The organism is Streptomyces sp. Da 82-17, from assembly GCF_046098215.1.
GTDB lineage: Bacteria > Actinomycetota > Actinomycetes > Streptomycetales > Streptomycetaceae > Streptomyces.
Window position 1 is genome coordinate 207,730 of sequence record NZ_JBJURH010000007.1, and the last position, 20,683, is coordinate 228,412.

Below are 20,683 nucleotides of genomic sequence, written 5' to 3' on the forward strand. Positions count from 1 at the left end.
AGGGGCTCCGCCCCTGCCCACAGGGGCGCGGGGAACTGCGCGAGCGACCACGACGATGGGGAAGCCGAACGACGGCCCCCGGGAGCCCCTCCGGCGATTGAGGAGCCGGGGGCCTGGGGCGGAGCCCCGGTGGCGAGCCCCGTACGACGTACACCGGGGCCGTGCGAGAGACTGGGCGGACGATGAACGAGACACCCATGCGCGTGCGCGCCGAGATCGATCTGGCCGCTCTGCGGGCCAACGTGCGGGCGCTGCGTGCCCGAGCGCCGCAGGCCGAGTTCATGGCGGTCGTGAAGGCCGACGCGTACGGGCACGGCATGGTGCCCTGCGCCCGCGCCGCCCTCGAAGCGGGCGCGACCTGGATCGGCACGGCCACCCCGCAGGAGGCGCTCGCCCTGCGCGCCGCCGGGATCGCGCCGGACGAGGCCCGCGTCCTGTGCTGGCTGTGGACCCCGGGCGGCCCGTGGCGGGAGGCGATCGAGGCCGAGGTCGAGGTCTCGGTGAGCGGCATGTGGGCGCTGCGCGAGGTCCGTACCGCCGCCCGTGAGGCCGGCCGCACCGCCCGCGTCCAGCTGAAAGCCGACACCGGCCTCGGCCGGGGCGGCTGCCAGCCCGCCGACTGGCCGGAGCTGGTCGAGGAGTCCCTGAAGGCCGAGGCCGAGGGCGCGATCCGGGTCACCGGCGTCTGGTCGCACTACGCCTGCGCGGACGAGCCGGGCCACCCGTCGATCGCCGCGCAGTCCGCCGCCTTCGCGCAGGCCGTCGCGTACGCCGAGGACGCGGGCCTGCGTCCCGACGTCCGGCACATCGCGAACTCCCCGGCCACGCTCACGCTGCCCGAGTCGCACTGGGACCTGGTGCGCCCCGGCATCGCCATGTACGGCATCTCCCCGAGCCCCGAGATCGGCGTGCCCGCGGACTTCGGGCTGCGCCCGGTGATGACGCTCGCCGCGTCTCTCGCCCTGGTCAAGCACGTGCCGGAGGGCCACGGCGTGAGCTACGGCCACCACTACGCGACCCCCGCCGACACCACCCTCGGCCTGGTCCCCGCCGGCTACGGCGACGGCCTGCCCCGGCACGCGTCGGGCCGCGCCCCGGTCCTGGTCGGCGGCAAGGTCCGCCGCGCGGCGGGGCGGATCGCGATGGACCAGTTCGTGGTCGACCTGGACGGGGACGAGCCCGCGGCCGGCGACGAGGCGGTCCTCTTCGGCCCGGGCGACCGCGGCGAGCCGACCGCCGAGGACTGGGCGCAGGCGGCGGACACGATCGCGTACGAGATCGTCACGAGGATCGGATCCCGCGTCCCGCGCGTCTATGTGAACGAGTAGGGCGTACGCAGGAGCAGACGATCAGGCAGGAGCGGCAGGTGAGCGAGACCAGTGCGGGGGCGGCCGTGAGCGCGGCGGCGGACGCGGCGGGCACGAGCTGGCGGCGGGCGGGGTTCGCCGGCGCCGCGATAGGCGTGGTCGCCGCCGGTGCCGCCGCGGGCGTCGCGCTCGAGCGGCTCACCGTCGGCCGTGGCATGCGCAAGAAGGCCCGGCTCGCCCTGGACTCCACCGGGCCGTACGGCTCGCTGCGCGGCGAGCCGGGCCGGGCGACGGCGGAGGACGGCACGGAGCTGTACTACGAGGTGGACGAGGCCGACCCGGCCGCGCAGGACGCCGCGCCCCGGCGGCGCCGCCTCTTCGGCCGCCGCGACCCGGCCCCGGTCACCGTGGTGTTCAGCCACGGCTACTGCCTGAACCAGGACTCCTGGCACTTCCAGCGCGCCGCGCTGCGCGGCACCGTCCGGGCCGTCTACTGGGACCAGCGCAGCCACGGCCGCTCGGGCCGCGGCCGGGCCCAGGCGGAGGCCGGGACGCCGGTCGACATCGACGTCCTCGGCCGCGACCTGAAGGCCGTGATCGACGCCGCCGCGCCCGAGGGCCCGCTGGTCCTCGTCGGGCACTCGATGGGCGGCATGACGGTGATGGCCCTGGCCGAGCAGTACCCGGAGCTGATCCGGGACCGGGTCGTCGGCGTGGCCCTCGTCGGCACGTCGTCGGGCCGGCTCGGCGAGGTCAACTACGGCCTGCCGGTGGCGGGCGTCAACGCGGTGCGGCGGGTCCTTCCTGGGGTGCTCAAGGCGCTCGGGCAGCGGGCCGAGCTGGTCGAGAAGGGGCGCAGGGCGACGGCCGACCTGTTCGCCGGGATCATCAAGCGGTACTCGTTCGCGTCGCGGGACGTGGACCCGGCCGTGGCGCGGTTCGCCGAGCGGATGATCGAGGGCACCCCGATCGACGTGGTCGCGGAGTTCTACCCGGCCTTCGCCGCCCACGACAAGGCGGAGGCGCTGCGGCACTTCGCGGCGCTGCCCGTGCTCGTGCTTGCCGGGGACAAGGACCTGGTCACGCCGAGCGAGCACAGCGAGGCCATGGCGGACCTGCTGCCCGACGCGGAGCTGGTGATCGTGCCGGACGCCGGGCACCTGGCGATGCTGGAGCACCCGGAGACGGTGACGGACCGCCTCGCGGACCTGCTCGTCCGCGCCCGCGAACAGGCCCGCAGCACGGCGGTCTGAGCCGCACGGCCCCTGCGTACGCCCTGCGTGCGTCCTGCGTGCGTCCTGCCTACGTCCTGCGTACGTCCTGCGTACGCGGCCGGGCCGGGCACGGGGCCGCAGGGGCTACCGTGGATTGCTATGGAAGCACCGCACACCCGGCCGCCGACCGCTGAACCCGGCGAGACCGTCCGCCTGACCGTCAACTCCCCCGAGCAGATGCGGGAGTTGGGCCGCAGCCTGGCCAAGCTGCTGCGCCCGGGCGACCTGGTCATGCTCAACGGCGAGCTGGGCGCCGGCAAGACGACGCTGACCCGCGGCCTCGGCGAGGGGCTCGACGTGCGCGGCGCCGTGACCTCGCCGACCTTCGTGATCGCCCGCGTCCACCCGGCCCTCGGCGACGGCCCGCCGCTGGTGCACGTGGACGCGTACCGCCTGGGCGGCGGGCTCGACGAGATGGAGGACCTGGACCTGGACGTCTCGCTGCCGGACTCGGTGATCGTCGTCGAGTGGGGCGAGGGCAAGGTCGAGGAGCTGTCCGAGGACCGGCTGCACGTGGCCATCGACCGGGCGACCGGCGAGACCGACGACGACGTCCGGCAGGTCCGCCTCACCGGCATCGGCGAGCGCTGGCGCACGGCGGACCTCGCGGCGCTCGCGGCCTGACGGGCGGGGGCGGAGACTTTCGGGGAGACGTTCCGACAGGCTGTCGGGAAGATGTTGCGCGGGAGGCGTCCGGCGTGGTCACATGGATACCACGACGTGGTTAGGGTTGCCTAACTTCGTTGCCCTCTGAGACCGGGAGGCACCATGTCGGCGTCGGACCCCCGTGAGACCAAGCCGCAAGGGCTGTCGATGAGCGCCCTGCTCGCGTCCTGCGCCGCCGCGAGAACGGTGTCGACGCCGCCGCCCGCCCCGGACCGCCCGACGGCCCGCATCCCGGACCCCACGCGCGACGACGGCCGCGACCGGCACGGCCACCGCGACGCCGCCTGAGGGGAACGTTCCGCAGGGCCGGGGCGACGCTACGGAACGACGACGACCTTCGTGCCGACCGTCGCGAACGACCACATCGCCTTGCCGTCGGCGCGGGTCTCCCGGATGCCGCCGGTCTTCTGCGTCGGGTCGGGCTTCGGCACGGAGCCGTCGACGGCGGCGCTGAAGCCGATCGCCACCCCGTCCACGTTCGCGAACCGCACGACGTGCTCGATCGGCACCCCGTCCGAGCCGACGACCGAGCCGGAGCGGGTGGTCACCGAGTACTCGCCGGGCAGCGGGTCGACCGAGGACGGCGTGACCTCGAAGGTGCGCTTGGCCTTGCCGCCCGCGCCGACCAGCCAGACCCGGTCCGACTTCAGCGCGTACACCACCCGGGTGCCCTTGCCCGAGGCCGCCGGGACCGCCTTCGGGTCGGCCTCGGGCTTCGGGTTGTGCGGGGCCTCGGACGGAGCGTCCTGCTTCGGCTTGCCCAGCGTCTCGGGCGCGGTCGCCGAGGCCTGGTAGGCGAGGAAGCCGACAGCGGCGAGGGCTGCCGCGGTGAGCCCGGCCACGATTCCCGAGCTGCTGCGTGCCACCGTGCTCCACCCTTCGTATATACGGACTTGTGCGCTGACGGTAGCAGCCGGTGAAGCACTCGCCTGGGCAGCGTGCCCGGGGCGCGGGGGCCGTAGGCTGTTTGCGTGCTCTTGCTCGCTCTTGATACCGCCACCCCCGCCGTCACCGTCGCCCTGCACGACGGGGACGGCGTCGTCGCCGAGTCCAGTCAGGTGGACGCGCGCCGACACGGAGAGTTGCTGCTGCCCGCCGTCGACCGGGTGCTCGACCAGGCCGGCGTGAAGCTCGACGCCGTCACCGCGATCGTGACCGGCGTCGGCCCCGGCCCGTACACCGGCCTGCGTGTCGGCCTGATGACCGCGGAGACCTTCGGCTCGGCCCTCGGCGTCCCCGTGCACGGTGTGTGCACGCTCGACGGCCTCGCGTACGCGGCCGGGATCGAGGGCGACTTCGTCGTCGCCACGGACGCCCGCCGCAAGGAGGTCTACTGGGCGCGGTACGCGGACCCCCGCACCCGCCTGACCGACCCGGCCGTCGACCGGCCCGCGGAGATCGCCGAGCAGGTCGCCGGGCTCCCCGCGGTCGGCGCCGGCGCGCGGCTCTACCCGGACACGTTCCCCGACGCCCGCGGCCCCGAGCACGTCTCGGCCGGCGCCCTCGCCGCGCTCGCCGCCGAACGGCTCGCCGCGGGACGGGAGCTGGAGCCGGCCCGGCCGCTGTACCTGCGCCGGCCCGACGCCCAGGTGCCGAAGAACTACAAGGTGGTCACCCCGAAGTGACGTCCGCAGCCACCGGATCCGACGCCGCCCGGACTCCCGTCCTGCGCGAGATGCGCTGGTGGGACATCGAGCCGGTGCTGGAGCTCGAACGTGAACTGTTCCCCGAGGACGCCTGGTCCCGCGGCATGTTCTGGTCCGAACTCGCCCACTCCCGCGGCCCGTTGGCGACGCGGAGGTTCATCGTGGCCGTCGACGGCGACGAGCGGATCGTGGGGTACGCGGGCCTGGCCGCCGCCGGCGGACTCGGCGACGTGCAGACCATCGCCGTCGCCCGCGACCACTGGGGCAGCGGCCTCGGCGCCGCCCTCCTCACCGACCTGCTGCGCACCGCCACCGCCTTCGACTGCACCGAGGTGCTCCTCGAAGTGCGCGTCGACAACACCCGCGCCCAGAAGCTGTACGAGCGCTTCGGCTTCGAGCCGATCGGCTTCCGGCGCGGCTACTACCAACCCGGGAACGTGGACGCCCTGGTGATGCGTCACGCCGACCCGGCATCCTCCGTACCAGTGCAAGGAAGCGACACCCATGGCTGACGAGCCACTCGTTCTCGGCATCGAGACCTCCTGCGACGAGACCGGCGTGGGCATCGTGCGCGGCACGACGCTGCTCGCCGACGCCGTCGCGTCCAGCGTCGACGAGCACGCCCGCTTCGGCGGCGTCGTCCCCGAGGTCGCCTCCCGCGCCCACCTGGAGGCGATGGTGCCGACCATCGAGCGGGCCCTGAAGGAGGCGGGCGTCAGCGCGCGCGACCTCGACGGCATCTCCGTGACCGCCGGGCCCGGACTCGCGGGCGCCCTCCTCGTCGGCGTCTCGGCGGCGAAGGCGTACGCGTACGCCCTCGGCAAGCCGCTGTACGGCGTGAACCACCTGGCCTCGCACATCTGCGTCGACCAGCTGGAGCACGGCAAGCTGCCCGAGCCGACGATGGCGCTGCTCGTCTCCGGCGGCCACTCCTCCCTGCTGCTCTCCTCCGACATCACCTCGGACGTCCGGCCGATGGGCGCGACCATCGACGACGCGGCCGGCGAGGCCTTCGACAAGATCGCCCGCGTCCTGAACCTCGGCTTCCCCGGCGGCCCGGTCATCGACCGGTACGCGCGCGAGGGCGACCCGAACTCCATCTCCTTCCCGCGCGGCCTGACCGGCCCCCGCGACCCGGCGTACGACTTCTCGTTCTCCGGCCTGAAGACCGCCGTGGCCCGCTGGATCGAGGCGAAGCGGAACGCGGGCGAGGAGGTTCCGGTACGGGACGTGGCCGCGTCCTTCCAGGAGGCCGTGGTCGACGTGCTGACCCGCAAGGCCGTCCGCGCCTGCAAGGACGAGGGCGTCGACCACCTGATGATCGGCGGCGGCGTGGCCGCCAACTCGCGGCTGCGGGCCCTCGCCCAGGAGCGCTGCGAGGCGGCCGGCATCCGGCTGCGGGTGCCGCGGCCCAAGCTGTGCACGGACAACGGCGCGATGGTCGCGGCCCTCGGCGCCGAGATGGTCGCCCGCAACCGGGCCGCGTCCGACTGGGACCTGCCGGCGGACTCGTCGCTGCCGGTGACGGACCCGCACGTGCCGGGCCGGTCGCACGAGGACGGCCACGAGCACGAGCACGGCCGTGCCCACACCCACGATCACGACCACGTGCACGAGATCAGCAAGGACAACCTCTACTCATGACCGTCGCCCTGATGTGGGAGGCCCGCGCCGCCGAGGGCCGGGGCGCGGAGCTCCTGGAGTGGGCCCGCGCCCAGTGGCTGGCCGCCGACCCGCTGCGCCGTGAGACCTTCGCGGCGAGCGGCGACCGGGTCCTCGTCATCACCTGGTGGGACGCGGCACCCGACGCCGAGCTGCCCGAACTCCCCGAGCCGGACGCGGAGTTGGTGCGCCGCCCGGTCCACCGGTGGCGGTTCGAGTCGGTGGGCGTGGAGCCGTAGACCGTACGGGAGAAGACTCCGGGAAGTTTTTTCGCGGCGTGTGTCGATTCCCGCGCACCCCGTTCGACGCTTGGGTGAGAGGCAGGGGAACCGCCCCTGTCCCGTACACCGAGGAGTCACCATGCCGCGCTTTCTCACGCTGATCCGCATCGACGAGAAGAACGCCCCGGCCGACGGCCCGAGCCCCGAGCTGCAGGAGCGGATGGGCAAGCTCTTCGAGGAGATCACCAAGGCCGGCGTCATGCTCGACACGGCCGGCCTGCTGCCCAGCTCGGAGGGCACCCGGGTGCACTGGGAGGGCGGCAGGATCTCGTACACCGACGGGCCGTTCACGGAGACCAAGGAGGTCATCGGGGGCTACTCGATCTCCCAGTGCAAGGACAAGGCCGAGGCGATCGAGTGGACCAAGCGGTTCCTGCAGACCCACGAGGACCACTGGACCATCACCGCCGAGGTCCGCGAGATCGAGGAAGGCTGACGTCCGGCGGCGCGCTGATGCTTTGATGGGTGGCCGTGACGGACGACGCACCTTCCGCAGACCCCACGGCCACCCGCCGAGCAGACCGATCCCGCAGCGCCGACGCCGCCGTCGAGGCCGTCTTCCGGATCGAGTCGCCCCGCGTCATCGCGGCCGTCACCCGGGTCGTACGGGACGTCGGCCTCGCCGAGGAGCTGGCGCAGGACGCCCTGGTGGCCGCCCTCGAACAGTGGCCCGAGCAGGGCGTTCCGGACAACCCGGGCGCCTGGCTGCTGACCGTCGCCCGCCGCCGCGCCGTCGACCTGGTGCGCCGCAAGGAGCGGTACGCGCAGAAGCTCGCCGAGCTGGGCCGCGACCTGGAGTCGGTGCCGCCGCCCGAGGAGCCCGCCGACCCGGACGACATCGACGACGACCTGCTGCGGCTCGTCTTCATCTCCTGCCACCCGGTGCTCTCCGCCGAGGCCCGGATCGCGCTCACCCTGAAACTCCTCGGCGGCCTCAGCACCCCGGAGATCGCCCGCGCCTTCCTCGCCCCGGAGGCCACGCTCGCCCAGCGCATCGTCCGCGCCAAGCGCACCCTCGCGAAGCAGGGCGTCGCCTTCGAGGTGCCGTACGGCCCGGACCGCGAGGCCCGGCTCGGCTCCGTCCTCGAGGTGATCTACCTGATCTTCAACGAGGGGTACGCGGCCACCGCCGGGGACGACCTGCTGCGGCCCGCGCTCTGCGAGGACGCGCTCCGGCTCGCGCGCGTGCTGCAGGGTCTGATGCCCGACGAGGCCGAAGTGCACGGTCTGGCCGCCCTGTTGGAGCTCCAGCAGTCCCGCGCGACGACCCGTACCGGGCCCGACGGCGAGCCCGTGCTGCTCGCCGACCAGAACCGCACCCGCTGGAACCGGCTGCTGATCCGCCGCGGCCTCGACGCCCTCGCCCGCGCCCACGCCTGCGGCGGCGCTCCCGGCCCGTACACCCTCCAGGCCGCCATCGCGGGCTGTCACGCCGAGGCGCTGACGTACGAGGAGACCGACTGGGCGCAGATCGTGGCGCTCTACGACCTGCTCGCCGCCCGCACCCGGTCCCCGGTCGTCGAGCTGAACCGCGCGGTCGCCGTGTCCATGGCGCACGGCCCGGAGCGCGCCCTCGAACTGGTCGACGCGCTCGCCGCGGCCTCCGGCCTGCGCGCCTACCACCTGCTGCCGAGCGTCCGCGGCGACCTGCTCGCCCGCCTCGGCCGTACGGCCGAGGCGCGGGCCGAGTTCGAGCGTGCGGCGGACCTCGCCCGGAACGCCCGGGAGCGTGAGCTGCTGCTCAAGAAGGCGGCGGAGCTGGGGAGTTGATCAGCCGTCCGGGGTGAGGGGGCGGCCGACCAGCATCGTCGGGGCGTCCGCGACCCGGGTCAGGAACACCGTCGCCGCGTTCGGCCCCGACAGCTTCATCTTCCGGCGCAGCTCCTCGGGTTCGACGGCCGAGCCGCGCTTCTTCACGGTGAGCACGCCGACCTGCCGCTCCCGCAGCAGGGCCCGCAACTTCTTGACGTTGAACGGCAGTTGGTCGGTGATCTCGTACCCGGCGGCGAACCGGCTGGCGTGCGCGGCGTCGCTCGTCACGTACGCGATCATCGGGTCGATCAGGCCGCCGTCCACCTCGCGGGCCACCTCGGCGACCAGATGGGCGCGGATGACGGCGCCGTCCGGCTCGTACAGATACCGGCCCACCGGGCGCGGTTCCGGGTCCGGGAGCATCGCCGCCGGCTCGGCCCGCAGCGTCACCCCGGCGGGCAGCAGCGTCGCGGCCATGGCGCCGGGCACGACACCGCCGCCGAACCACAGCACGGCCTCCTTCACGTCGCCCCGCTCCGAGATCCACTCCGCCTCGGCGTCCTGAGGCACGGCCTCGTGCGGCACCCCGGGCGCGATCTTCAACGCGGCGTACGGCGCCTTCCGGGCCGCCTCGACCGCCCAGGACAGCGGCGGCGAGTAGGCCTCCGGGTCGAAGACCCGGCCGCGGCCACCGCGCCGTGCCGGGTCCACGAACACCGCGTCGTACGCCGACGTGTCCACCTCGGCGACATCCGCGCAGCGCACCTCGATCAGCTCGCCGAGCCCGAGCGCCACCGCGTTCGCCCGGGCCACCGCGCAGGTCAGCGGGGAGCGGTCGACGGCGAGCACGGAGATCCCCGCGCGGGCGAGCGCGATCGCGTCGCCGCCGATCCCGCAGCACAGGTCGGCCAGGCTGCGCACGCCGAGGGCCCGGAACCGCTCCGCCCGGTACGCGGCGACGCCCGTGCGGGTCGACTGCTCGACGCCGTCCGGCGTGAAGTACATCCGCGCCGCGTCCGCCGCCCCGAACTTCGCGACCGCCCGCTGCCGCAGCCGCGCCTGGCCCAGCGCCGCCGACACCAGCTCGGCGGGGTGGTCGCGGCGCAGCCGGGTGGCGAGGGCGAGTTCCTGCGTGGGGTCGTGGTCGCGGAGTGCGTCGAGCAGGGCCTGGCCCTCGTCGGTGAGCAGGGCTTCGAAGGCGGCGAGCGGGTCGAGGTCGTTCACCCGGCCATTGTCGGTCACGGCCCGCTTCGGGTGGTTGTCGGCCAAGCGGTGGATCGTGCCCGCCCCGGCGGCGGTGTCGGCTCAGTCGGACGGACCCGCGCTGACAGGATCCGACGCCATGCAACTAGTACGACAAAACGAAAAGTTCGGTACGAAGTGGGCGCCGAGTCGTGCCCTCCGGATCGCGTCGAGCCGCTCGCTGCGGATCAGGGCAGGCGTGGCCGTGCTCACCGCCGCGGCCCTGGCCTCCGGCTGTGCGGGCGGCGGAGGCCAGGAGCCCGTCGAGCCGGCCCACGGCCAGCAGCAGGCCGAGCGTGCGAAGCAGCAGGCCGCCGCGCACGCCGCACGGGTCGCCGCGGTGAAGAAGTGGGGCGTCGCCAAGATGCCGCTGACCCCGCCCGAACCGCCCGCGAAGAAGCCGGAGATCACCACCCGCAAGGGCTTCGAGGTGTCGGGCCAGAAGCACCTGCCGCCCGTCTACACGACCGTCCCGACGAAGGACAAGGTGGTCTTCCTGACCATCGACGACGGCGCCGAGAAGGACCCCCGGTTCCTCCGGATGATGAGCGAACTCAAGATCCCGTACACGGCGTTCCTCAGCGACTACGTGATCGAGGACGACTACGGCTACTTCAAGAAGATGCAGGCCAGAGGCGTCGGCCTGAACAACCACACGCTCAACCACAAGTACATGCCCGGCCTCTCCTACGAGCAGCAGAAGCGCGAGATCTGCGGCATGCAGGACGTCATCGAGAAGCGCTACGGCAAGCGCCCCGAGCTCTTCCGCCCGCCCTACGGCAACTACAACCGCGACACCCTGAAGGCCGCCAAGGCCTGCGGCATCACGTCCGTGCCGCTGTGGAACGCCGAGGCATTCGCCGACCGCATGGACTGGCGCGAGTGGGACCGCGACCTGCACCCCGGCGACATCATCCTCACCCACTTCCGCGGCAAGGAGGACTGGAAGGGCACGATGCCCGACATGATCCGCCGCCTCCTGAAGACGGTGACGGACAAGGGGTACGCGATCGCGCGCCTGGAGGACTACCTGCCCACGCAGTCCGGACCCGCGCAGTCCGGACCCGCGGAGTCCGGACCCGGCCGGGCCGCCCGGTGAGCCGCGCGCACCGGCTGCTCGCCGGGCTCCTTGCAGCCGGTGCGCTGGCACTCACCGGCTGCGCCCAGTCCGTCGACCCGATCGAACGGCTCGGCCGGAAGGCGGCACAGAAGGTCGAGGAACGCAGGGCGGCCCGGGCCGAGCCGGGCCTCGCCGGGCCGGGGGCGCACCAGTCGGCCGAGCGGCGGAAGGCCGGGGCGCACCAGTCGGCCGAGCGGCGGAAGAGCGGCTTCCGGGAGCGTGCGGTCAGTACGGCCACCGCCCGCCGCTGGGGCCTCGACGCACCGCTCGCCCCCGCCCCGAAGCCCCGGCTCCGGCGCGCGCACGCGATGCCCGGGGGCCCGGGCCTGCCCCCGGTCGTCGACCGCGTCCCCACGAAGGACAAGGTGGTGTTCCTGACCTTCGACGACGCGGTCGAACGCGACCCCCGATTCGTGCGCATGGTCCGGGAGTTGAAGCTCCCCGTCAGCGTCTTCCTCACCGACCGCGTGCTCGGCCCCGGCTACGCGCACTTCGGCGAGCTCCGCGCGGTCGGCGCCACCGTCCAGAACCACACCCTCGACCACCCGTACCTGCCCGGCCTCTCCTACGAGGGCCAGCGCTGGGAGATCTGCGGCCAGCAGGACAAGCTCAAGCAGCGCTTCGGCATCCGCCCCCGCCTCTTCCGCCCGCCCTACGGGGAGTACGACGACGACACCCTGCGCGCCGCCGCCGACTGCGGGATCGCCGCGGTGGTCCGGTGGCGGACGACGCTGCGGCTCGACGGCCACCCGGACGCGGACGGGCCCGAGCTCGCCCCCGGCGACATCGTCCTCGCGCAGCACCCCGGCCCGGCCGACCCGGACGGCGCGTCCCTGACCGAGGCGACGGCCCGGCTGCTCCGCACGATCCAGGCCCAGGGGTACACGGTGGCCCGCCTGGAGGACTACCTGTGACTCAACTCGCCGCGGCGGCAGGCGGGTCGGCGGCCTCCCGGTGCCGTCCCGCGCTGTCGCTGATCCGCAGCAGCAGGGCGACCAGCAGCCAGTTCGCGACGAGCGAGGACCCGCCCTTCGCCAGGAACGGCAGGGCCTTGCCGGTCAGCGGGATCAGCCCGAGCACCCCGCCCGCGACCACGAACACCTGCAGCATCAGCGCCGCCGAGAGCCCGGCCGCGAGCAGCTTCCCGAACGGGTCCCGGGCGAGCACGGCCGTCCGCAGGCCGCGCTGCACGAGCAGGGCGTAGAGCAGCAGCACGGCCATCACCCCGGTGAGGCCCAACTCCTCGCCGACGGTGGTCAGGATGAAGTCGCTGCGCCCCGCGAACCCGATCAGCTCGGGGTGCCCGAGGCCGAGCCCCGTACCCGTGAGGCCGCCGCTGCCGAAGCCGAACAGGGCCTGCGCCAGCTGGTCGGACGCGCCCGCCGCCCGGCCCTCGGGGGTGAGCGCGGCGAACGGGTCGAGCCACGCCTGCACCCGGCCGTGCACGTGCGGCTGCAGGGAGCCGACCACGAACGCGCCGACCGCGGCGAGCGTCACGCCGCACACCACCCACGCGGTCCGCCGCGTCGCCGCGTACAGCATCACCACGAACAGGCCGAAGAAGATCAGCGAGGTGCCGAGGTCCCGCTCGAAGACCAGGACGAGCAGGCTGATCACCCAGACCGTGAGGATCGGCCCGAGCTGCCGCCCCGGCGGGAGGCGCACGCCGAGCACGCGGCGGCCGGTGAGGGCGAGGGCGTCGCGGTTGAGCGTCAGGTAGCCCGCGAAGAACACGGCGATCATGATCTTCACGAACTCGCCCGGCTGGAACGACATCCCGCCCAGATAGATCCACCGCTTCGCGCCGTACGTGTCCCCGGGGAAGAACGCCGGGGCCATCAGCAGCACGAGCGCGACGGCCATCGTCAGGTACACGTACCGCTGCAGCCGCCGGTGGTCGCGCAGCAGCGCGAGCACCCCCGCGCAGCACGCCACCCCGATCACCGACCACACCAACTGGCCGCCCGCCGTGGGCTCCGAGTTCCGGAACTTCTCCGCGTAGCTGATGTCGAGCCGGTGCAGCAGGACGAGGCCGAGCCCGGTGAGCAGCGTCGCGAGCGGCAGGATCAGCGGGTCCGCGTACGGCGCGAAGCGGCGCACCGCGAGATGCCCGACCCCGGCGAGCAGCACCAGGCTCGCGGTGAACTGGGCGATCCCGGTGGGGAGTCGGCCGCCCATGGCCAGGCCGACCGAGGCGTGCCCGAACACCGCGAGGGCGACCGTGAACAGCAGGAGCAGGGCCTCGTGGCGCCGGCGCCGCAGCGCCGCGGGCGCGGGCCGGCGCCCGACCGCGCGCCTGGCACCCTGTCCGGTCTGTCCGCCTATCGGTCCGTTGTTCGTCACGCGCTCCAAGACGGGGACGGCGTACGGGCGGTTCCGCCGCCGGACGCGGGCGTGGAGGCCGCCGGCGGGGGACGGCGCGGCGCCGGGATTGGCACTCCGCTTGACCGAGTGCTAATCGCGGTCATAGTGTCGGCTCTGGCACTCCCCGTGGGAGAGTGCCAACACAGCGACGGGCAGGTCCGGCACCCGCGACGACGGATCCACCTGGTCGCCACCTCAGACAGTTAACCCCGTGAGATCTCCGAAGGGGGAGGTCGGATCGTGACGACCGCCAGCTCCAAGGTTGCCATCAAGCCGCTCGAGGACCGCATCGTGGTCCAGCCGCTCGACGCCGAGCAGACCACGGCCTCTGGCCTGGTCATCCCGGACACCGCGAAGGAGAAGCCCCAGGAGGGCGTCGTCCTCGCCGTGGGCCCGGGCCGCTTCGAGAACGGCGAGCGCCTGCCGCTCGACGTCAAGACCGGCGACATCGTGCTGTACAGCAAGTACGGCGGCACCGAGGTGAAGTACAACGGCGAGGAGTACCTCGTCCTCTCGGCGCGCGACGTGCTCGCGATCGTCGAGAAGTAATTCACCGGTTTTGCTTTGAACTGCGCCCCTGGCCCCCGCGACCGTAAGAAGCCGGGCGCCGGGGGCGCCGTTCGTTTTCGAGAGGACTGACAAAGCTCCATGGCGAAGATCCTGAAGTTCGACGAGGACGCCCGTCGCGCCCTCGAGCGCGGCGTCAACAAGCTTGCCGACACGGTCAAGGTGACGATCGGCCCCAAGGGCCGCAACGTCGTCATCGACAAGAAGTTCGGCGCCCCCACCATCACCAACGACGGCGTGACCATCGCCCGCGAGGTCGAGGTCGAGGACGCGTACGAGAACCTCGGCGCGCAGCTCGTGAAGGAGGTGGCGACCAAGACCAACGACATCGCGGGTGACGGTACGACCACCGCCACCGTGCTCGCCCAGGCCCTGGTCCGCGAGGGTCTGCGCAACGTCGCCGCCGGCGCCTCCCCGGCCGCCCTGAAGAAGGGCATCGACGCCGCCGTCAAGGCCGTCTCCGACGACCTGATCGCCACCGCCCGCCCGATCGACTCCAAGGAGGACATCGCCGCCGTCGCCGCGCTGTCCGCCCAGGACAAGCAGATCGGTGAGCTCATCGCCGAGGCGATGGACAAGGTCGGCAAGGACGGTGTCATCACCGTCGAGGAGTCCAACACCTTCGGTCTGGAGCTGGACTTCACCGAGGGCATGGCCTTCGACAAGGGCTACCTGTCCCCGTACTTCGTCACCGACCAGGAGCGTATGGAGGCCGTCCTCGACGACCCGTACATCCTGATCCACCAGGGCAAGATCTCCTCGATCCAGGACCTGCTCCCGCTGCTCGAGAAGGTCATCCAGGCCGGTGGCTCCAAGCCGCTGCTGATCATCGCCGAGGACGTCGAGGGCGAGGCCCTGTCGACCCTGGTCGTGAACAAGATCCGCGGCACCTTCAACGCCGTCGCCGTGAAGGCCCCCGGCTTCGGTGACCGCCGCAAGGCGATGCTCGGCGACATGGCCACCCTCACCGGTGCCACCGTCATCGCCGAGGAGGTCGGCCTCAAGCTCGACCAGGCCGGTCTGGACGTCCTTGGCACCGCCCGCCGCGTCACGATCACCAAGGACGACACGACCATCGTCGACGGCGGCGGCAACGCCGAGGACGTCGCGGGCCGCGTCAACCAGATCAAGGCCGAGATCGAGGCCACGGACTCCGACTGGGACCGCGAGAAGCTGCAGGAGCGCCTCGCGAAGCTGGCCGGCGGCGTGTGCGTCATCAAGGTCGGCGCCGCCACCGAGGTGGAGCTGAAGGAGAAGAAGCACCGTCTGGAGGACGCCATCTCCGCGACCCGCGCCGCGGTCGAGGAGGGCATCGTCTCCGGTGGTGGCTCCGCCCTGGTCCACGCCGTCAAGGTGCTCGAGGGCAACCTCGGCAAGGAGGGTGACGAGGCCACCGGTGTCGCCGTCGTCCGCCGCGCCGCCGTCGAGCCGCTCCGCTGGATCGCCGAGAACGCCGGCCTCGAGGGTTACGTCATCACCTCGAAGGTCGCCGAGCTCGGCAAGGGCGAGGGCTTCAACGCCGCCACCGGTGAGTACGGCGACCTGGTCAAGGCCGGCGTCATCGACCCGGTCAAGGTCACCCGCTCCGCCCTGGAGAACGCCGCCTCCATCGCCTCCCTGCTCCTCACGACCGAGACCCTGGTCGTCGAGAAGAAGGAAGAGGAAGAGGCCGACGCGGGCCACGGCCACGGTCACGGCCACGCGCACTGACGCTCCGCTGGGTTGAGCTGCACCTGAGGCCCGACACCCGTCCTGGGTGTCGGGCCTCAGGCCTTTCCGCGCTGCGTCTGCCGGGTTCTGTGCGTTGCGGGGCGCGGGTTCCGTCGTGGCCGCTCGCGCAGTTCCCCGCGCCCTGCGAGCCTGCGGCTCCGCCGCGCTCTCCCCGGACCGGGAACTACTGCGGCCCGTACTTGCGGCCCGTCTTCGACGTGAGCCCGCCCAGCAGGTTCCGCGGAACCACCTTCACCGCGCCCATCATCACCTTGTACCGCGGATCCGGGACCGACAGCGTCTTGCCCCGCGCCAGATCCGCGAGCGCCGCCGCCACCAGCTTGTCGGCGTCCAGCCACATCCACTTCGGGATGTTGTCCGTGCCCATCCCGGCCCGCTCGTGGAACTCCGTACGCACGAAACCGGGGCACAGCGCCATCAGCCGCACCCCGGAACCGGCCAGGTCCTTCGCCGCGCCCTGCGTGAACTGCACGACCCACGCCTTGGACGCGCCGTACGTACCGCGCGGCACGAACGCCGCCACCGACGCCACGTTGACCACACCGCCCCGGCCGCGCTCCCGCATCCCCTCGACGGCCGCCGAGGTGAGCCGGAGCACCGCCTCGATGTGCACCTTCAACATCGTCAACTCGTCGGCCATGGGCACCTCGAGGTAGGTCCCCTTGTTGCCGAAGCCGGCGTTGTTGATCAGCAGGTCCACCGGGTCGCGGCGGTCGCCGAGCCGCTTCTCGACCGCCGCGATGCCCTCCTCGGTCGCCAGGTCGGCGGAGAGCACCTCGGCCTCGATGCCGTGCCGGTCGTGCAGCTCGGTGGCCTGCTCCCGCAGCCGCGCGATGTCGCGCGCGACGAGGACGAGGTTGTGGCCGTCGGCGGCGAGGCGCCGGGCGAAGGCGGCGCCGATGCCCGCGGTCGATCCCGTAATCAGAGCGGTAGTCATGGGCCAAGGCTAAGGGCCCCGTTGACCCGCCCGGCCCTCAACTCCCTTCTGCGGCAGGCCTAAGCGGAATCCCCGGCCGGGCTCGACCCGGGGGTCTTGTCGGCGTACTTCTCCACGTACTGCCGTGCGCTCGCGGCCGCCTCCGGGTGGAGCGCCGCACCGGCCGCGAGGAGTCGGGGCAGCAGCGCGCGCTCGGTCGTCGCGGCCCGGAACTGGAATGCGACGGTGACCTCGTGGTCGGGCCGGTGCAGCACCTCGATCGCGTCCCCGGCCCGCACCTCGCCCGGCTCGATCACCCGCAGATACGCCCCCGGAGCCCCGCCCTGCGTGAACCTCCGCACCCAGCCCTTCTCGCCCAGATGCCCCGCGAACGTACGGCACGGGATCCGCGAGGACGTCACCTCCAGGACCACGTCCCGCCCGATCCGCCAGCGCTCGCCGATCCGGGCGCCGCTCACGTCGAGCCCGGACGTCGTGAGGTTCTCGCCGAACGCGCCGTCCGCGAGCGGCCGGCCGAGCTCGCGCTCCCAGCCGTCCAGGTCCTCGCGCGCGAACGCGTACACCGCCTGGTCGTCGCCGCCGTGGTGGCGCAGGTCGGCGACCACGTCACCGGCGAGCCCGCTGCCGCCGCTGCCCTTCGGGCCCGGCGCCGCGATCCGCACCGGCCCCTCGACCGGCCGCTTGTCGATCCCGGTCGCGCCCGAGGGCGCGTCCGTGTACTCCACGGCCGCGAGCCGCCCCACATTCACCGAAAGAAGCTTCATACGGGCACGCTAGGCGAGCCGAAGCCAAAGCGTCGACGCATTATTCTCCGCCTGCTCCAAGAGTGACTTATGCTCGATGTCATGATCGAGGCCCGTCATCTCCGTGTCCTGCGCGCCGTGGCCGCCACCGGCTCCTTCTCGGCCGCGGCCCGCGAGCTCGGCTGCACCCAGCCCGCCGTGAGCCAGCAGATGAAGGCACTCGAACAGTCCACCGGCACCCCGCTGCTGATCCGCACGGGCCGCGAAATGCGCCTGACCCAGGCCGGAGAAGCCCTGGTCAGGCATGCCGCGGGCATCCTCGCCGGGCTCACCGCGGCCGAGGAGGAGGTCGCCGCGATCGCAGGCCTGCGCGCCGGCCGCGTCCGCCTGGTCTCCTTCCCCAGCGGCAGCTCCGCGCTCGTGCCGACCGCGCTCGCCGCGCTGCGCGCCGCCCACCCCGGCACCCGCGTCTCCCTCGTCGACGCCGAGCCGCCGCGCTCGGTCGAGATGCTCCGCGAGGGCGACTGCGACGTGGCCCTCGCCTTCCGGTACGAGGGCGCCCAGGCCGCGGAGGAGTGGGGCGACCTGGTCGTCCGGCCGCTGCTCGCGGACCGGCTCGTCGGCCTGGTCCCGCAGGGGCACCGCCTCGCCCGCTCGTCGTCCGTGGCCATCGGCGAACTCGCGGACGAGCCCTGGATCGCGGGCTGCCCGCGCTGCCGCCGCCAGCTCGTCGAGGTCTGCGAGGGCGCCGGCTTCACCCCGCGCATCGACTTCGCGACCGACGACTATCCGGCGGTCATCAGCCTGGTCGGCGCGGGCCTCGGCGTCGCGGTGCTCCCCGAACTCGCCCTGGAGTCGGTACGCCCGAAGGGCGCCCGAGCGGTCGCGGTGGAGCCCGCCGTGCGCCGGGAGATCGTCGCGCTCACCCTGCCCGACCTGGAGCAGGTCCCGGCGGTGGCGGCCACGCTCGACCACCTCGCCAGGGCCGCGACCCGCTGAGCGCCCCGAGCGCGGCGGCCACCCGGCCCGCCCACGCCGGCCCGTCCCTGTGCCGCCCGTACGCAGGCGGCTTCCGGCGAAGGACTCCGAAGAAACGTTCCTTCGCGTGTTTCGCGGGCTCGCCTCAGCGCACCGCGCCGCCCGCACCCGATGTCGCGGACGCCGTGACCAGCCGGTTGCGCGCCCGTCCCATCAACTCCTCACGCTCGTCCTCGGTGAGCCCGCCCCAGACCCCGTAGGGCTCTCGTACGGCGAGTGCGTGCGCGGCGCACTGGGCGCGCACCGGGCACCTCATGCAGACCTCCTTGGCCGAGTTCTCACGAGCGCTTCGCGCGGCGCCCCGTTCGCCCTCCGGGTGGAAGAACAGGGAGCTGTCCACCCCACGGCAGGCTGCGAGGAGCTGCCAGTCCCACAGATCGGCGTTCGGTCCGGGAAGGCGGGAGAAATCTGCCATTGCTTGTCCCCTTGCAACCTCTGTCGAGCGGATTCTGGACCCATGACCGTACATCTACTGTCTGAGTAGATGAAAATATGACTCATGGCGAATCTAGTCACAGACACCAGGAAAAGGGAAGAAAAGGCGCTAAATGGGGCATAGCTCAAGGCGAATCTTCGGTGACCTGCGGTAGCTGTGCCGTGTCCGAGCCCTCACGTAGAGTGCCGAAGATGGCTCACCGGCCCGTAACTCTTTCGAGTGACCGTCGTTGAGAGTGCGAGGCGGTTGAAAACAGAAGCGCTCGGGCAGGTGTCCGAGGGCGTCAATCGCACAGGTGACGATTCGTACCAGCCTGGAGGCTCAAGGTGACGCGCAGCAGCTGTGAGGGCCGCGGGGGACAGTCATGACATCCGTCCTCGTCTGCGACGACTCCCCGCTTGCCCGAGAGGCGCTCCGCCGCGCGGTGGCGACCGTGCCGGGCGTAGAGCGTGTGACGACGGCGGCCAACGGCGAGGAAGTCCTCCGCCGCTGGGGCGCCGACCGCTCGGACCTGATTCTGATGGACGTACGCATGCCCGGTCTGGGCGGCGTCGAGACGGTGCGCCGGCTGCTCTCGGCCGATCCCGGCGCCCGGATCATCATGCTGACCGTCGCCGAGGACCTGGACGGCGTCGCGCTCGCCGTGGCCGCCGGCGCCCGCGGCTATCTGCACAAGGACGCCTCGCGTGCCGAGCTGCGCGCGACCGTCACGCAGGCCCTCGCCGACCCGACCTGGCGGCTCGCCCCGCGGCGGCTGCGCTCCGCCGAGATGGGCGCGGCGCCCACGCTCACCGCGCGTGAGATCCAGGTCCTGGAGGGCATGAGCCACGGCCGCTCCAACGCCGAGATCGGCCGTGAGCTGTTCCTCTCCGAGGACACGGTCAAGACGCATGCGCGCAGGCTGTTCAAGAAGCTCGGCGCCTCGGACCGTGCGCACGCCGTGGCGCTCGGCTTCCGCTGGGGCCTGGTCCGCTAGAAGTGCGCCGCCGCGCGGGTTCCGTCTCGTCGTCAGCGCGTCCCGTCCGCCCTCGTGCGGGCGGGACGCCGGATGGCTCGCGGTTCGGACCGCTCGGACCGCGGCGTGCCCCGTTTCCCGCGCGATGCCGCATCCTTGAGGTGTGGAGTTCCTCGGGGACGATTCGATCGAGCGGGAGGGGAGGGCGCAGGAGATGAGTTCCGGCGCGCCTGCTCATAACGCTTCGGTGCACAACTACGGACGCGGTGCCACAGATCGGCAGACGCCGAGGCACCATGGACCGATGCGTGACGACGAGGCTGCTGCTGCCCAAGGGGCCATCGGTGCACTCGTACGACGCGCGGTCGAGGGTGACGAGCAGGCCACGCACGATCTCCTGGCCCGCGTGCACCCGCTCGCGCTGCGCTACTGCCGCACCCGCCTGTCCCGACTTCCGGGTGACGCACGGCACTTCGTGGAGGACCTCGCCCAGGAAGTGTGCGTCGCCGTCCTGCTCGCCCTGCCTCGCTATCGCGACACGGGTCGGCCCTTCGAGGCCTTCGTCTTCGCCATCGCCGGGCACAAGGTCGCCGACCTGCAGCGGGCCGCGATGCGCCACCCGGGCTCGACGGCCGTGCCGTCCGACGAGATGCCCGAGCGGCCCGACGACTCCCTCGGGCCCGAGGAGCGGGCGCTGCTCAGCAGTGACGCCGAGTGGGCCAAGAAACTCCTCGCCAACCTTCCGGAGAACCAGCGCGAGTTGCTGCTGCTGCGGATCGCCGTCGGCCTGACCGCCGAGGAGACCGGGCAGATGCTGGGCATGTCGCCCGGCGCCGTCCGCGTCGCGCAGCACCGTGCGCTGAGCCGGTTGCGCGCCCTCGCGGAGCAGTGAGCGCGGAGCAGGGGGCGCGGCACCTCCCGGTCGTAGGAACGTCCAATGATCGCCGTCGGCTGTGATGGGA

General features: G+C 72.8%; 23 protein-coding genes. 17 read left to right on the forward strand and 6 right to left on the reverse strand.

Features of this window, described 5'->3' with window-relative positions; genetic code table 11:
* Nucleotides 1-182: 182 nt before the first annotated feature.
* The 4 genes from alr (at nucleotide 183) to ACIDOF_RS14700 (ending at nucleotide 3,535) form a co-directional block, all read left to right on the forward strand.
* Nucleotides 183-1,328: an alanine racemase gene (alr, locus tag ACIDOF_RS14685; protein ID WP_409006270.1), complete on the forward strand. Its 1,146-nt coding sequence runs from the start codon at nucleotides 183-185 to the stop codon at nucleotides 1,326-1,328.
* Between the two features lie 38 nt (nucleotides 1,329-1,366).
* Nucleotides 1,367-2,560: an alpha/beta fold hydrolase gene (locus ACIDOF_RS14690; protein WP_409006271.1), complete on the forward strand. Its 1,194-nt coding sequence runs from the start codon at nucleotides 1,367-1,369 to the stop codon at nucleotides 2,558-2,560.
* Between the two features lie 120 nt (nucleotides 2,561-2,680).
* Nucleotides 2,681-3,205, forward strand: coding sequence for a tRNA (adenosine(37)-N6)-threonylcarbamoyltransferase complex ATPase subunit type 1 TsaE (gene tsaE / locus ACIDOF_RS14695; RefSeq protein ID WP_409006272.1), 525 nt, complete (start codon nucleotides 2,681-2,683; stop codon nucleotides 3,203-3,205).
* Between the two features lie 144 nt (nucleotides 3,206-3,349).
* The gene (locus tag ACIDOF_RS14700) at nucleotides 3,350-3,535 is read left to right on the forward strand and encodes a hypothetical protein (protein ID WP_409006273.1); all 186 of its coding nucleotides are present in this window, start codon (nucleotides 3,350-3,352) and stop codon (nucleotides 3,533-3,535) included.
* 29 nt (nucleotides 3,536-3,564) lie between these two features.
* Here ACIDOF_RS14700 and ACIDOF_RS14705 read toward each other — a convergent pair whose 3' ends face one another.
* The gene (locus ACIDOF_RS14705; protein WP_409006274.1) at nucleotides 3,565-4,113 is read right to left on the reverse strand and encodes a hypothetical protein; all 549 of its coding nucleotides are present in this window, start codon (nucleotides 4,111-4,113) and stop codon (nucleotides 3,565-3,567) included.
* A gap of 105 nt (nucleotides 4,114-4,218) precedes the next feature.
* On the opposite strand from ACIDOF_RS14705, the gene tsaB reads away from it, so the two are divergent.
* The 6 genes from tsaB (at nucleotide 4,219) to ACIDOF_RS14735 (ending at nucleotide 8,606) form a co-directional block, all read left to right on the forward strand.
* Nucleotides 4,219-4,872 carry a tRNA (adenosine(37)-N6)-threonylcarbamoyltransferase complex dimerization subunit type 1 TsaB gene (gene tsaB, locus ACIDOF_RS14710; RefSeq protein ID WP_409006275.1) on the forward strand — a complete coding sequence of 218 codons (654 nt, stop codon included), beginning with the start codon at nucleotides 4,219-4,221 and terminating at the stop codon, nucleotides 4,870-4,872.
* Nucleotides 4,873-4,922: 50 nt separating this feature from the next.
* A complete protein-coding gene (gene rimI, locus ACIDOF_RS14715; protein ID WP_409006430.1) occupies nucleotides 4,923-5,405 on the forward strand; it encodes a ribosomal protein S18-alanine N-acetyltransferase in 483 nt (160 codons plus the stop codon).
* Nucleotides 5,398-6,537 (forward strand): tRNA (adenosine(37)-N6)-threonylcarbamoyltransferase complex transferase subunit TsaD, encoded by a 1,140-nt coding sequence (gene tsaD, locus ACIDOF_RS14720; protein ID WP_409006276.1) that lies wholly within the window; start codon nucleotides 5,398-5,400, stop codon nucleotides 6,535-6,537. Before rimI ends, tsaD begins: the two co-directional genes overlap by 8 nt.
* Nucleotides 6,534-6,794, forward strand: a complete 261-nt coding sequence (locus ACIDOF_RS14725) for a hypothetical protein (RefSeq protein WP_409006277.1) — start codon at nucleotides 6,534-6,536, stop codon at nucleotides 6,792-6,794. Before tsaD ends, ACIDOF_RS14725 begins: the two co-directional genes overlap by 4 nt.
* Nucleotides 6,795-6,915: 121 nt before the next feature.
* On the forward strand, nucleotides 6,916-7,272 hold the full coding sequence (locus ACIDOF_RS14730; RefSeq protein WP_409006278.1) for a YciI family protein: 357 nt from the start codon (nucleotides 6,916-6,918) through the stop codon (nucleotides 7,270-7,272).
* Nucleotides 7,273-7,301: 29 nt separating this feature from the next.
* Nucleotides 7,302-8,606, forward strand: a complete 1,305-nt coding sequence (locus ACIDOF_RS14735; protein WP_409006279.1) for an RNA polymerase sigma factor — start codon at nucleotides 7,302-7,304, stop codon at nucleotides 8,604-8,606.
* On the opposite strand, the gene ACIDOF_RS14740 is transcribed toward ACIDOF_RS14735, so the two are convergent.
* A complete protein-coding gene (locus tag ACIDOF_RS14740) occupies nucleotides 8,607-9,812 on the reverse strand; it encodes a THUMP-like domain-containing protein (protein WP_409006431.1) in 1,206 nt (401 codons plus the stop codon).
* 118 nt (nucleotides 9,813-9,930) lie between these two features.
* On the opposite strand from ACIDOF_RS14740, the gene ACIDOF_RS14745 reads away from it, so the two are divergent.
* Both ACIDOF_RS14745 and ACIDOF_RS14750 read left to right on the forward strand, forming a co-directional pair.
* Nucleotides 9,931-10,929 (forward strand): polysaccharide deacetylase family protein, encoded by a 999-nt coding sequence (locus ACIDOF_RS14745; protein ID WP_409006280.1) that lies wholly within the window; start codon nucleotides 9,931-9,933, stop codon nucleotides 10,927-10,929.
* Complete coding sequence (locus ACIDOF_RS14750) at nucleotides 10,926-11,864, forward strand: polysaccharide deacetylase family protein (protein WP_409006281.1); 939 nt, start codon at nucleotides 10,926-10,928, stop codon at nucleotides 11,862-11,864. Before ACIDOF_RS14745 ends, ACIDOF_RS14750 begins: the two co-directional genes overlap by 4 nt.
* Before the next feature lies 1 nt (nucleotide 11,865).
* On the opposite strand, the gene ACIDOF_RS14755 is transcribed toward ACIDOF_RS14750, so the two are convergent.
* A complete protein-coding gene (locus ACIDOF_RS14755) occupies nucleotides 11,866-13,212 on the reverse strand; it encodes an FtsW/RodA/SpoVE family cell cycle protein (protein WP_409006432.1) in 1,347 nt (448 codons plus the stop codon).
* Nucleotides 13,213-13,554: 342 nt separating this feature from the next.
* On the opposite strand from ACIDOF_RS14755, the gene groES reads away from it, so the two are divergent.
* Entirely contained in the window at nucleotides 13,555-13,863 is a 309-nt protein-coding gene (gene groES, locus ACIDOF_RS14760; RefSeq protein ID WP_016434667.1) for a co-chaperone GroES, read from the forward strand.
* Between the two features lie 99 nt (nucleotides 13,864-13,962).
* A complete protein-coding gene (groL, locus tag ACIDOF_RS14765; RefSeq protein WP_409006282.1) occupies nucleotides 13,963-15,591 on the forward strand; it encodes a chaperonin GroEL in 1,629 nt (542 codons plus the stop codon).
* A gap of 184 nt (nucleotides 15,592-15,775) precedes the next feature.
* Here groL and ACIDOF_RS14770 read toward each other — a convergent pair whose 3' ends face one another.
* The gene (locus ACIDOF_RS14770; protein WP_409006283.1) at nucleotides 15,776-16,549 is read right to left on the reverse strand and encodes an SDR family NAD(P)-dependent oxidoreductase; all 774 of its coding nucleotides are present in this window, start codon (nucleotides 16,547-16,549) and stop codon (nucleotides 15,776-15,778) included.
* Nucleotides 16,550-16,608: 59 nt separating this feature from the next.
* The gene (locus ACIDOF_RS14775) at nucleotides 16,609-17,313 is read right to left on the reverse strand and encodes an MOSC domain-containing protein (protein ID WP_409006284.1); all 705 of its coding nucleotides are present in this window, start codon (nucleotides 17,311-17,313) and stop codon (nucleotides 16,609-16,611) included.
* Between the two features lie 81 nt (nucleotides 17,314-17,394).
* On the opposite strand from ACIDOF_RS14775, the gene ACIDOF_RS14780 reads away from it, so the two are divergent.
* Complete coding sequence (locus ACIDOF_RS14780; protein ID WP_409006285.1) at nucleotides 17,395-18,291, forward strand: LysR family transcriptional regulator; 897 nt, start codon at nucleotides 17,395-17,397, stop codon at nucleotides 18,289-18,291.
* Between the two features lie 124 nt (nucleotides 18,292-18,415).
* Here ACIDOF_RS14780 and ACIDOF_RS14785 read toward each other — a convergent pair whose 3' ends face one another.
* Nucleotides 18,416-18,745, reverse strand: coding sequence for a WhiB family transcriptional regulator (locus ACIDOF_RS14785; protein ID WP_409006286.1), 330 nt, complete (start codon nucleotides 18,743-18,745; stop codon nucleotides 18,416-18,418).
* A 385-nt stretch (nucleotides 18,746-19,130) separates the two neighbouring features.
* Here ACIDOF_RS14785 and ACIDOF_RS14790 point away from each other — a divergent pair, with 385 nt between their 5' ends.
* Both ACIDOF_RS14790 and ACIDOF_RS14795 read left to right on the forward strand, forming a co-directional pair.
* Complete coding sequence (locus ACIDOF_RS14790; protein WP_003948568.1) at nucleotides 19,131-19,742, forward strand: response regulator transcription factor; 612 nt, start codon at nucleotides 19,131-19,133, stop codon at nucleotides 19,740-19,742.
* 283 nt (nucleotides 19,743-20,025) lie between these two features.
* Nucleotides 20,026-20,613 carry a sigma-70 family RNA polymerase sigma factor gene (locus ACIDOF_RS14795; protein WP_409006287.1) on the forward strand — a complete coding sequence of 196 codons (588 nt, stop codon included), beginning with the start codon at nucleotides 20,026-20,028 and terminating at the stop codon, nucleotides 20,611-20,613.
* Nucleotides 20,614-20,683: the final 70 nt, after the last annotated feature.